At 46.7% G+C, this 11802-nt stretch carries 9 protein-coding genes; 4 read left to right on the forward strand and 5 right to left on the reverse strand.

Annotated elements, in window-relative coordinates:
* The first annotated feature begins 132 nt into the window (after positions 1-132).
* Complete coding sequence (gene cobT, locus QUB33_RS27470; protein WP_333357171.1) at positions 133-1239, forward strand: nicotinate mononucleotide-dependent phosphoribosyltransferase CobT; 1107 nt, start codon at positions 133-135, stop codon at positions 1237-1239.
* 383 nt (positions 1240-1622) lie between these two features.
* Here cobT and QUB33_RS27475 read toward each other — a convergent pair whose 3' ends face one another.
* Positions 1623-2021, reverse strand: a complete 399-nt coding sequence (locus tag QUB33_RS27475) for a hypothetical protein (protein ID WP_333357174.1) — start codon at positions 2019-2021, stop codon at positions 1623-1625.
* A gap of 631 nt (positions 2022-2652) precedes the next feature.
* Between QUB33_RS27475 and QUB33_RS27480 the strand changes: the two genes are divergently transcribed.
* Both QUB33_RS27480 and QUB33_RS27485 read left to right on the forward strand, forming a co-directional pair.
* Positions 2653-2772, forward strand: a complete 120-nt coding sequence (locus QUB33_RS27480) for a hypothetical protein (protein WP_333357177.1) — start codon at positions 2653-2655, stop codon at positions 2770-2772.
* Positions 2769-3878 carry an extracellular solute-binding protein gene (locus QUB33_RS27485; RefSeq protein WP_333357180.1) on the forward strand — a complete coding sequence of 370 codons (1110 nt, stop codon included), beginning with the start codon at positions 2769-2771 and terminating at the stop codon, positions 3876-3878. The genes QUB33_RS27480 and QUB33_RS27485 overlap by 4 nt, the downstream gene beginning before the upstream one ends.
* A gap of 67 nt (positions 3879-3945) precedes the next feature.
* On the opposite strand, the gene QUB33_RS27490 is transcribed toward QUB33_RS27485, so the two are convergent.
* The 4 genes from QUB33_RS27490 to QUB33_RS27505 all read right to left on the reverse strand — a co-directional run bounded on the left by QUB33_RS27490 (position 3946) and on the right by QUB33_RS27505 (position 10177).
* Positions 3946-4452, reverse strand: a complete 507-nt coding sequence (locus QUB33_RS27490; protein WP_333357184.1) for a hypothetical protein — start codon at positions 4450-4452, stop codon at positions 3946-3948.
* A gap of 233 nt (positions 4453-4685) precedes the next feature.
* On the reverse strand, positions 4686-7907 hold the full coding sequence (locus QUB33_RS27495) for a PAS domain-containing protein (RefSeq protein WP_333357188.1): 3222 nt from the start codon (positions 7905-7907) through the stop codon (positions 4686-4688).
* A gap of 627 nt (positions 7908-8534) precedes the next feature.
* Complete coding sequence (locus QUB33_RS27500) at positions 8535-9665, reverse strand: aldo/keto reductase (RefSeq protein WP_333357191.1); 1131 nt, start codon at positions 9663-9665, stop codon at positions 8535-8537.
* A gap of 5 nt (positions 9666-9670) precedes the next feature.
* The gene (locus tag QUB33_RS27505; protein WP_006635481.1) at positions 9671-10177 is read right to left on the reverse strand and encodes a bifunctional nuclease family protein; all 507 of its coding nucleotides are present in this window, start codon (positions 10175-10177) and stop codon (positions 9671-9673) included.
* 228 nt (positions 10178-10405) lie between these two features.
* On the opposite strand from QUB33_RS27505, the gene ribE reads away from it, so the two are divergent.
* A complete protein-coding gene (gene ribE, locus QUB33_RS27510) occupies positions 10406-11119 on the forward strand; it encodes a riboflavin synthase (RefSeq protein WP_333286063.1) in 714 nt (237 codons plus the stop codon).
* Positions 11120-11802: the final 683 nt, after the last annotated feature.

Below are 11802 nucleotides of genomic sequence, written 5' to 3' on the forward strand. Positions count from 1 at the left end.
TTATGTTCTAGTAAGCAAATCGAAAATTATTTGGCTCACTGCTGTTACTGTACCTCTTAGTCACGCAAAGTGCTGTAACCAATAGCAAATAAGCAATAATTAATTCCCAATTCCCAGGACTAATGACTAATTATGATTCATATTTATACAAAAATTAAACAAGGGCAGCGATGGCTCGATCGCTATCGGGGACGAAAACCGATATTTGCCTGCGTGTTAGGATTTACCGCTACTGGCTTAATTCCGGGGATTTCAGCAGCAGGAGCAACCCCGCACGATCGACAATTTACTTGTTTAGCCGATGCAGAATTTTTGTATAACGGCCCCCAAACGTCGCCCCAATATCCTTTGCCGCCCCTAGAAGCTGGTGCCTCCCCGGTACTAATATCTCGCGCTGTAGTCGAAGCTTTGGAACTTCCCCTGTACCTATTTAATGCTGGTTTGCCCCTCCCACCTCCGGTACCTGCAATTGATTTGGGCGGCACTCCGGCAAAGTGTCTGATTTCTGGGAATGCTTTAGAACTCGAAACAGTCAAACATTTGCTCGAACAAGGATTAATTTGGGGAGCTAAATTGGCTGCTCAAACTAATGGCAGCTATTTAATTTTAGGGGAGTGCGTAGTCGGGGGAACGACTACTGCTTTGGGCGTGTTAATGGGTTTGGGTATTGCAGCCGCGGGCAAAGTTAATAGTTCTCATCCTCGCTGCAATCACGCTCAAAAATTGGCTGCGGTGACAGCGGGACTCAATAATGCTGAGTGGGAAATTGGCGGACAAAACAGCACTCCCCTGGAATTGGTAGCGGCGGTGGGCGATCCGATGCAAATAGCGGTGGCGGGAATGGCGATCGCCGCGAGTCGGACTTGCGGGGTGCTTCTGGCCGGGGGTACGCAAATGCTGGCAGTGTACGCTTTGATGCAAGCCTTAGCCCGTGAATATGCTCTAGTATGGAGTCCCGAACAAGTCGCGGTGGGGACTACACGCTGGGTGGCCGAAGACCCTACAGGAGACACTGTAGGACTTGCTAATGATATCGGCGGTGTGCCTCTGTTGGCCGCGCAGCTAAGTTTTGCTGGATCTCGCTACGCGCAACTGCAAGCTTACGATCGCGGCTATGTTAAAGAAGGTGTCGGTGCGGGAGCCTGTGCGATCGCCAGTGGTCTGACTGCAAATTGGACTCCTCCTCAACTCCTTCAAGCTGTTGAAGCTTTAGCCTCGCGGTGTGAAATTCAACATTAGAGAGTCCTGGAGGCAAAAAACCAGGTTTTTACTGAAAATATTGGGGTTTTGCAGCGACGAATACACTCGCAAACCGGATTTTTAGTTTTCTGTGCATCCAGGAATGTTAGGAATTAAACATTAAAAATTCAGATGCGGCGATCGAGCTGCGAACATGGTTGTGCTGCTCACCCAGCTTCGTTTTTGCTGAATAATTATATCACTTTCTGTAGCATTTATGCTCTCAGATTTACAGAAGTTCCTACACAATATCTGGCTTTGATGCAGTATCCCCCCTGCTACTTGCGGGAGATAAAAAACTCTATACAATGAATCTATAAGTAGACGAGCATAAATCAACGCAACTTGTATTTTTTTTTAGTACCGATCCCCGCTAGCAATATTTAATTAGGCCCGCCTAGATGTTGCGAGTGCATTCTTTTGGAGAGCAACTGTTCTTCCAAGGCGGCAATTCGATTGTAAGCTGCTGTTAGCTGAGCAGTTAATCGCTGGATTTGAATCTCTGCGCTCAGCTCTTTTTCCAGGCTTTGAGAATTCTTGTCGAAGTAGCTGTCATCTAACAGTATGTCCTTGTGTTCGAGGAGGGCGTCGAGACTGCTGTAGCTTTGATACGACGAGGTTTGGTCATTTCCTAGGGTTCCAGAGCGATCGTTTCTCTGTTGCTGGGTCAGCTTCGTCTCCTTGGCAGACTCTAAGAGCTTTTCATTGAGGTTTTCTATGAGTTTGTAGAGGGCATCGACTTGTTGGCTCAATACTGTAACTTGCTGGCGGAGCGCTTCCATACAATCATCCTTTGGCTCGTAACTTATATCTTTACATTTTAGGTAAATCTTTACATAACTTGGATTTATCACTAAATTATTTAATTTTTGACGTAATTGTTGTGTTCCCAGTCCTGACGGTAGATTTAGGGAGCCAGCTTGAAGATAATCGCTCGCCATTCGTGAGTCGATTGTAGATTTTAGATTCTAGGTTTTACACAGTCTGGGACACAGGAACCGGGTTAGTTAACCCCCATACTTCGTTCAAACCTTCAATCAGAGTTAAAACGTCGGGTTTCTGAGAGTCGGATCGCAGAGCGTCCTATTAGATTGACTTCGCTCTCGCCACTGCTTTCAGGACTCAGATGAATGGATTTTTAGTTTTTTTAGTTATTAAGCTGTCGCCGATTTAAAAAGGATTTTTTACTTCGGTTGTGTAAAAAGCGTCATCCAACGGCAGATGGCAGCGCTCTTGTTGTTTCGTTATATTAAAAAATGTAACACAGATGCAGTCGATCGCCCCCGCTGGCGAGGCAAATTGGCCCAAAAGAACTTTTCGCAAACAAATCAGGCGTTAAGTTGACGGAGTTTTCGGCATCGGAAAGCTCGATCGACAGACTCAGACCGCAGCAGAACCGAGTACAATGGCTCTGTGTTTGAGGAAGAAATAAGACAAATCGGCGCCAACTACCGGACTCGACAAACAATTATTTCCCGGGCTGTACAACACAAAACGATCGGTCAATATTTAGAAAAGCGGATTCACAGGTGAAACGAAGGTCTTTGCTATTGGGGGCCGCCACCCTAACTTTAAGTCAATTGGCGGCAGGGTGCGACTCGAAGCCCATTCTCAAAATTCGATCGCTCAAAAACGGTATTCCGGCCCAACTGGTAAGCAAATTTAGCCGCGATGTACAACCGTCTCCGCTTTTGCAGGTAACGCAAGAAGGACAATTAAAAGAATTATTCGCCCTGTTGCAGGAGTGGAAACAGGTTCCCAAATCAAAAAATCAAGCTAACTTGGTGATGTTGGGAGATTACTGGCTGACTTTGGCAATTAGGCAAAAATTGATTAAGCCGATCGATCCTGCTAAGTTTGCTAATTGGCCACAATTGCCCGAAAGATGGCAAAAACTCGTCAGGCGCAACGATGAGGGTAAATTAGATCCTCAAGGTAAAGTGTGGGCTGCACCTTACCGCTGGGGAAGTACGGTAATTGCCTATCGAACCGACAAATTTAAGGCTTTGGGGTGGACTCCGACAGATTGGAAAGACTTGTGGCGATCGGAATTGCGCGATCGAATTTCTCTGCCAGACAGTGCCAGAGAAGTTATCGGTTTAACATTAAAAAAACTCGGAAAATCTTACAATACGCAGCAATTAGATCGAGTCCCAAATCTTAAAAAAGAACTCGCAAATCTGCACCAACAAGTTAAACTTTATAGTTCTGACGCTTACCTGCAACCATTAATTTTAGGCGATACTTGGTTGGCAGTAGGTTCATCTGGGGACTTGCTGCCGCTGCTGCAAACTCAAAAGGATATTGCTTTAGTAATTCCAGTTTCGGGAACTGCACTTTGGACAGATTTGTGGGTAGAACCAGCATCAGGCAATCCAGTTTCTTTAGTGGAAAAATGGATTGATTTTTGCTTGCAGCCTCGGGTTGCTCCTCAATTATCTTTGCTGGCTAAGGCTAGTTCGCCGATAATTGTCGGCATGAAACCCGAGGATTTGCCGGAAGCTGTTCGCACTAATTCTGTGTTGTTGCCAGATGCGAAGATTCTTGCTGCTAGCGACTTTCTGCTGCCGTTTGGGGATGCGGGGATTGCCCAATATCGATCGCTCTGGCAAGAAACCAGGCAAGTAGTGAGAAGTTAAAATGTAGAGTGCGTCAGCTCTTGGTTTATCGATTATCCAGAAAATTACTCGCGGCTGACGCACCCTACTAAAATCCTTTCACCCTTCCTCGAATACCCGGATTTGAGAGAGATTCTAAATCAATGCGACAGTTAAGCCGATCGCCCTGGCACGAATAAACTGCCAAAGCAGTGCCTTGACGGTTGCAAACCCGCACATTGTAACCATAATCGTTGGCGACAGTGCCAAAGCGGTTGACAAACTGATAGCGTTCCATATAATCGAGCAAACTCCAAAGTTGGCGGTTGACTATGATAATTACCCAAGTATTGCCGGGATCTACAAACCAGCGATCGAGCAATTTTCCGCCATAGAGTTTTTGAGCTAACCACAGACTCGGCACACTTTTTTCGGTTTGCGAAAGCGGAGGCGGCGGCAAATTAGCAGCGTTGCCAGTCGGGCAGCTCGGCTGCTGGGAATATGCGGCAGATTGTCCCCACAGCAAGGCTCCGAAGCACGCATAACCCGCCATTAGTAACAAAAATAAACTTTTTGTCAAAATGCAATTATTGCGGGTATCAACATCGTATTTCATAATTATTGTTGGTTTTTTTTTATATTTTCTGTAGGTGCGGGTTTTACCAACCATTCATATCGGAAACTCGCCATCTAGAAAACCCGCCACCGCATAGGATATAACATACATCAACCTTACATTTTATTAGATGGAAAAGATGTACATTGCGATTTTGTCTTGTGTTGTTGCTGGTTTATTAGATTGTTTATTTTTGGCTTTTATTGTTGGTAAAGCCCCCCACTACAGTCATGTTAAAATTCCGATCGCTTAAACAATGAAGCAGGCAGAAAAGCAGTAAAAGTAGAACCGCAATCTAACTCGCTAGTTACTTCAATATCGCCGCCCATCATCTGACAAAAACGCTGGCTGATAGTCAGGCCCAAACCTGTACCGCCGTACCTGCGAGTAGTTGAGTTGTCAGCTTGAGTAAAAGGTTGGAACAGTCGCTCTTGCTGTTCTGGTGTCATGCCGATGCCCGTGTCAGTCACTCGGAAAATTAAAAAGTCTGCATCCAAGATTAACATTTGAGCAACTCTCGGTTGATATTTATTTTTTAATTCTTCACTGGTAATTCTTTCGACAGTAAGCACGATCGTCCCCTTAGCACAAAACTTAGCAGCATTGCTGAGCAAATTCAGCATTACCTGCCGCACTTTCATCAAATCGCCGTGCATCGCGCCGATATTGTCAGAGATCAATACTTCCAAAGTATTGCCGTTTTTATCCATTAGCGGTTTGATAGTTGTTACCACCTCCTCTATTAAGCCTCCAACATCGAAGCTTTCGAGGTAAATCTCCATCTTGTCAGCTTCAATTTTGGAAATGTCGAGAATGTCGTCAATTAGGTGCAGCAAGTGTTTGCCAGCAGTGCGAATTTTGTCTAAATCCGAGACTACCTCTAAGTTGCCTAACTCTTCGGCATCTTCCACCAGCATATCGCTGTAGCCGATAATCGCGTTGAGGGGAGTGCGTAACTCGTGGCTCATGTTTGCCAGAAAAGCACTCTTGGCGCGGTTGGCGAGTTCTGCTGCTTCTTTGGCCAACTGCCACGCTTCCTCCGCATCTTTGCGTTCGGTGATATCCCGGAGTGTCGCCACTACGGCTTCGACGCTGCCGTCTGTCGCACAAACCGGACTGAGAATGTACTCGTAGTCGCGGGTTCCCCAGTTTGCCGTGGGGACAATTACTTCGCCTTTCTTGGGCTCGGCTGTCGCAAATATGGCGTGGCATTCTTGGTGAACCCGCCGCATAATTGTTGGCGACCAGCCTAATTCCTGCCAGGTTTTGCCAATCATTTCTCTGGGGTTCATGCCGGCCGCTTGAGCGGCGGTGCGGCTGACATAGGTGTATTTTCCCGATCGATCTACTAGAAAAATTAGGTCAAGAGAAGCGCCTAGAATGCCGTCAACTGTTCTGGCGTGTCGGGCTACCTGAGCGGTCATTTGTCTGACTGTGATGGCACCCCGGACTCGGGCGGCGAGTTCAAACCGCAAGAGTTCGTTGGCTTGTTTGAGGAATAGGGTGCGCTGTTCGACTTCTATTTCTAGTTCTGCTTTGGCTTTTTCTAGGGTGAGTTCGGCAAGTTTACGATCGCTCACATCTGTAGAAATTGTACCGACTGCATAAGCTTTACCTTCGGAGTTGCAGAGGGGAAATTTCAGAGAAATATAAGTGTGCGGGCCGTCGTCTTGAGGGATGATTTCTTCGAGGGTTAGGGGCGAGGAGGATTCGAGAACTTTCAGGTCGTTTTCCCGCAAGGCTGCTGCTTTGTCTTGGGGAAAAATATCGGCGTCGGTTTTCCCTGTTATTTGCTCTTTTGCGATGTCGAACAAATTGTCAAAATGGCGGTTGGTGAGCAGGTATTTTCCGTCCGCATCTTTGATGTAAATTACTGCTGTTGAGTTGTCTAAAATCGCTTGCAGCAGTGCTTCGCTCTTTCGCAGGGCTTTTTGAGTGTTTTGGCGATCGAGTATTTCTGGCTGCAATTCCAAGTTGAGGCGATTTAAGTCTTGCCAAGCTTCCTGGACTAGATTTAAGGCGATCGCGCTTTTTTCTAGTTCTGTATGTACCTGCCGCGACTGGTTTGAGAGGGAGTTTTCGGGCAATTCTATGGGTTTGAAAGCTAGCGGGATGTGGGGATTTGCTATCGGGCCATCGCCCGCCAATTTTTTATATCGAAAATCTACGGCTAATTGACCATCTAAACTCGATTTTTTAGGGAATAAATCGGGAAACTCGCCGAAATTTAAATTGTCATAAATTAGATCGAACTTCCGGGATCGCTGCGGCGGTTCGGCGCTGGAGTTAGATGCCCCATTCCCGTCTGCTGTGGATAAATCTGAGTTTGCGGGTTTGGCAATCCGGCGGGTGACTGCAACTGCCAAGGCGAAGGGGACAACGGCGGCCGCAGACAGTGCCAGCAGTAGCCCGTTGTTGCCCCACCAAGTTTCGATCGAGGTTTTGGGGATGAATCGCACTAAAATTGCTGCGGGTTGTCCCGCTAAATTGCCAAGGGATTTGGCAGCTACTGCATAAGTTTGACTGCCTGTTTGTACGTTTCCGGTGACTGGTTTGCCGCCGGCGGCGAGTGCAGATTTCAGCAGCGATTTCTCTGCCAGCAAGTCTGGTAACTGTTGGTTTTTTGTAAATGTTTGCGAACTTGCCAAAACAAATTTGCCGTCAGCCAGCGGTGCGTATATAGCCTGATATCCCCCGCCCTGTAAATTGAGGGTTTTGCTGCTAGCAACTACCGACGTTTTGCTGATAATTTTTCCTAATACTAAGCCAGCAATCACTGTCTGAGTTTTGGGATCTTTTACGGGAATTGCTGCGTAGCGGACGAGAAGAGGGCGATCGCCCTTTCCGGGCGGCAAAGATCCCAATTGTTCCTGAACTTCTGATTTGGCAATGATTTCGGTAGTCGTAATTGGCTGTTTTGCAGCGAATACTCGATCGACTATTTTTTGCAGGTTAAAACTTTTTCCCTTCTGGTTGGAGTTGACGCTAACCACAATCTGCCTGTTTTTTCCCACTAAGGCCGCGCTGTCTATTTCCCCTGTTTTGACTTGAGTTTCTAGAATTTGCTTGACAAATTTTTGTAACTCTGATACTTTTCTACGGCTGTTGTAAGCTAAGGCTGTTTGGGCGATCGTTTTGCTGTCAGAAGAGTTTTGCAAACGGTCGGCGGCGCGATCGAGTTGGAGATTGTACTTAATTTCACTAAGGCTCAGTTCGGATTTAGCTTGATTTTGCAGTTGATTGCTTCCAACTGCCGATGTTAGCCAAAGTGCTGCTGCCGTTAGTCCGACGGGCAAGATTGTTTGTAAAGTCAGCAGTCCGATTAGCTGTTTTCTGGTAACAGATAAGTTGTAGGTACACGGCTTGAAAGCTGCTTTCAATCTTCTTTCGGAAGTCGCCACTTTAGTTTGCTGCAGACAATTTGGCTGGCTGTCGTTTAACTGAGTATGAGCCATAGTAGTAAATACGGGATCGGTTTTAGATGACAGGCCATCAATTAATCGGGAAGGGAATCAATTTGAGATTTTAGATTTGAGATTTTAGACTTCGGCGTGAGCGCTCAGTCGAACGATTTTATATTTTATATCGAGTTCGCTTAATCACTCATCATAAAATTGTTAGCTCTCACCGGGGGCAATAAAGCAAGAAAATGACTGGGATATTTTTAAATAAATCAATTTCTCGGTGTTCAATCAGATTGTCTTATTTAGTTGTTTTTCCATATACTGTCGGCTCCTATTTAAAGTTTGTTGCCAGCAGACAGGGGACATGGGTGTCAACTTCCGACTAAAACCATTTGTATCTCTCGTTTATAGCCGAGTCTCGCTCCCCGTAAATCCCCCTTAAGAAGGGGGACTTTGACGCTCTTGTCCCTGGGGGGTTAGGGGGGATCGGGAAGACTGAACTCAAACAGTAGATTGGTACAACATAAGACGTTAAGTGGACCCCAATGCCTGCAGACAGTCCGCAAGCTAAGTAGTTTTTCGATCGACTCTATCGTAAATTCACTTAAACCAAAGTTTAACGTAATTATTGCAACACTTAGATACGCTCGATCGCCTTTTCCCTACATCACCTTTTTTTCAATCCCACAACCGCCTGCCTGCTTTCCCCCCGAGTCGGTGGTGAGTATCTTTGAGCAAAGTTGGGATGTCTAACTCTTCGGGACACCGGGGCAAACATTCGCCACAATCGGTGCAGCGGTTGCCTTTGCTGCCGGGAAACCAGTGTCCGGCATTTTCAAACATGGCGTAACGGTATTTGCCAAAGTCAGTCATGTCGCACCCGACGGCGAGATTCCGAAGTCGCAATACTTCGGGAATGTTGATGTTTTCCGGGCAAGGCAAACAGGCATAGCACTGGCTGCATTTGTCGGTTTTCAAAGTGGCTGCAATAGCCGATTCTAGCCGATCGAACGCAGCGATTTCGGTGTGGGTGAGGGGAAAGTCGCGATCGGCATATTTCAGAGGTTGCTCTAATTCGGTCGCATTTGCAGCCCCCAAACTCAGAGTCCCAATCCTAGTATCGCTGAGTAAAAATCGATAGTTCAACTCTAAAGGCGAGAAAGGCGAGCACAATTGTGCGAGAGTTTCCGGGGGCGTGTAGAGTTGCCCTCCTTTATCGGCTGGGGAAATGATGAAAACGCCCATATCTTTGTCTTTGGCGAGTTCAATTGCCGGGGCGTTGCGCTGAAAAAAATAGTAATAATGCAGATTGACAAATTCAAACAAGTCGGTATTTATTGCAGCCAAAATCACATCCAGAGGCCCGTGAGTCGAAAAGCCGACGTGCCGGATGCGACCCTCAGCCAGGGCTTTGCGTACAGATTCCATGCAGCCTGTGGGCGATCGCACCCAAGCCAAATGTTCCCAAGTATTCAAACCGTGAATTGCCAGACAATCGATATAGTCTAAATTCAGGCGTTTGAGAGATGCGTCGATGCAGCGTTCCATGGCTGCTGCATCCTCCGTTGGGGAAATTTTTGTAGTGACGTGGAGGCGCGATCGATCGACAGACAAACCAGCCGAAAGGGCCGCGCCAAGATATTCCTCGCTGCAACCGTAACCAGCCGCAGTTTCCAGATGATTGATTCCCTGAGACACCGCCTGTTGTACAGTCTGACAGGCAGTTTCCTCAGAAGCCAAATAGCGCATGGTTCCCAAGGAAAATACCGACAGGTACAACTCCGTTTTGCCAAACCGTCGATAGCGCATAAAGGTCAGGAAGTTTCGCCCGGGCTGAAGCCGCTTCTCTTGATCAAATCCTCTGGACGGAGGTTTGAGATAAATTCCCGGAAGGCCCGGCGTTCGGCCTCATCAGCATCTCGATCGACCGGTATCGAAGCATCGGCGACGACTTCTTCCATCACCCAGATAGGGCAGTTCGTTCGCAGGGCTAGGGCGATCGCGTCGCTAGGTCGGGCATCGATCTCTTTTTTAACTTCTCCCTGACGGACGATCAGCACGGCATAAAACGTGTTATCTTGCAGCGAGTGAATAACTATGCGCTCCAAGGTAAGACTCCATGCCTCTAAGAAATTGACCATCAGATCGTGAGTTAAGGGCCGAGGAGGTTTGTGCCCTTCGATCGCGCTAATAATAGCCTTTGCTTGCTCCTGACCGATATAAATAGGCAAAGCCCGTCGCTCAGTAGCGTCTCTCAATAGGACAATAGGACTGCGCGTGGCTGCATCTAAGGCAATTCCAGCGACTTTCATTTCAATCATTCGATCGGCCTCATAGAATTAAGAAACTGTAAGGCAGTAGAGAACTTGGACATAAAGATCACCTAAATCCAGTATGACTTGATCTTCGCCTGAATCCGCAACAGATCTGGGACTGTCGATTTTAGATTTTAGATTGACTCCGGGGGACAGGGGGACGGCAAAACCTCCTGTCTCTGGTTTGTCCCTATGGTTTGATGTAAATAAGCGATCGACTACGGAAAAATACTTATGTTTACAGGACTAATTCAATCTCTCGGAAAGCTGAAGTCGCTAGGCAACGATTATTTCCAAATTTCCTGCACATCAAACAACTCCTACCCAATTTTACAAGATTTAGCCATTGGGGACAGCGTAGCCGTGGATGGAGTCTGTTTAACGGTAGTGGAAGTTCTGCCGCAAGGTTTTGTCGCCGTCGCTTCCCCAGAAACCCTCCGCCGCACAACTCTGGGATCGTTCCCCGATGCCTTGGTGAACCTAGAAACCTCCCTGCGCGCCGGTAGCAAATTGGGGGGACATTTTGTGACGGGGCACGTAGATGCGATCGGCACTTTAGCCACATCAACCCAAACCGCCAACGCTTGGGAGATGCGGTTTACTGCCCCACCAGCAGCAAATTCGGGATGGCAACGTCAAATCGCACCTTACATCGTTTCCAAGGGCAGTATCGCCGTCAACGGCATCAGCTTAACCGTGGCAGATTGCGATGCTGACGGCAATTGGTTTGAAGTTGCTGTCATTCCCCACAGTTTTGGTGAGACAAACCTCAGCTATTTGCAACCAGGAAGTTTAGTAAACTTAGAAGCAGATATTCTGGGCAAATATGTCGCCAAATTTCTCCGCAGCGGATCAAAATCCCATCCCGAACCGTGGGAAGAAACTCCCACAATCAACAGTTTAGGAACAATTACACCAGAATTTTTAGCAGAACACGGATTTATCTAATCTGTGGGTACGCACCGCGCACCTTGCTAATATCTGAGATATTACACCCTCCTCAATAAGCTTTTTACGCGCGGGTTATCCTGCCCAACCCCACAAGAAAACTCACTCTTTGTGGAACAGGCAGGTGAGCCTGTTTTTGAGTTGTAGAAGGCATCAGGAGCGAATGAATTATATCAATAATTGACTGTTCAAAGCAGAGGCACCCCACTAACTCTTAATTCTCTCTCTGCGCTCTCTGCGGTTCAATAATCAAACTCTATTCCTCAACAAAATTGTTTTTCTCCCAAAACAACCCCGCAGCAATTCCACCTGAGAAACTAAAAACAATGCAGCAATTAATAGCTTTTGAAAGCCCGGTGCGTGGAAAAATGGATAAGTTAGCAAATTCAGATAGAATGACGGATGTTGTAGTTTCCCATAGAATGACGGATGTTGTAGTTTCCCATTAGCCCACCGTTTAGAGATAATTTGCTGAAACAAAAAACCACCTCTACCGTAATTGAATTGCTGTTTCCAAAATTTGCGAATAGTGAGAAATAAAAAATCAATAATTTGATGAATTGTCAGATATATAGTTGTTTCAAATAAAATGAGACATTAAGTTGCACAATAAGCGCGAATAATCTCATCAAGAGATGTGGCAGAATGCGAATACATTCTAGCTCTCTTTAATGCACTAAAAT

The sequence above is a fragment of the Microcoleus sp. B3-A4 genome (assembly GCF_036705385.1).
In the GTDB taxonomy this organism is placed as follows: domain Bacteria; phylum Cyanobacteriota; class Cyanobacteriia; order Cyanobacteriales; family Microcoleaceae; genus Microcoleus.

What these genes read in the sequence shown, in the direction of transcription:
- QUB33_RS27500 (WP_333357191.1), bottom strand. Translation starts at nt 9,665, where the DNA reads ATGCGCTATCGACGGTTTGGCAAAACGGAGTTGTACCTGTCGGTATTT.
- cobT (WP_333357171.1), top strand. Translation starts at nt 133, where the DNA reads ATGATTCATATTTATACAAAAATTAAACAAGGGCAGCGATGGCTCGAT.
- QUB33_RS27490 (WP_333357184.1), bottom strand. Translation starts at nt 4,452, where the DNA reads ATGAAATACGATGTTGATACCCGCAATAATTGCATTTTGACAAAAAGT.
- QUB33_RS27495 (WP_333357188.1), bottom strand. Translation starts at nt 7,907, where the DNA reads ATGGCTCATACTCAGTTAAACGACAGCCAGCCAAATTGTCTGCAGCAA.
- ribE (WP_333286063.1), top strand. Translation starts at nt 10,406, where the DNA reads ATGTTTACAGGACTAATTCAATCTCTCGGAAAGCTGAAGTCGCTAGGC.
- QUB33_RS27505 (WP_006635481.1), bottom strand. Translation starts at nt 10,177, where the DNA reads ATGATTGAAATGAAAGTCGCTGGAATTGCCTTAGATGCAGCCACGCGC.
- QUB33_RS27475 (WP_333357174.1), bottom strand. Translation starts at nt 2,021, where the DNA reads ATGGAAGCGCTCCGCCAGCAAGTTACAGTATTGAGCCAACAAGTCGAT.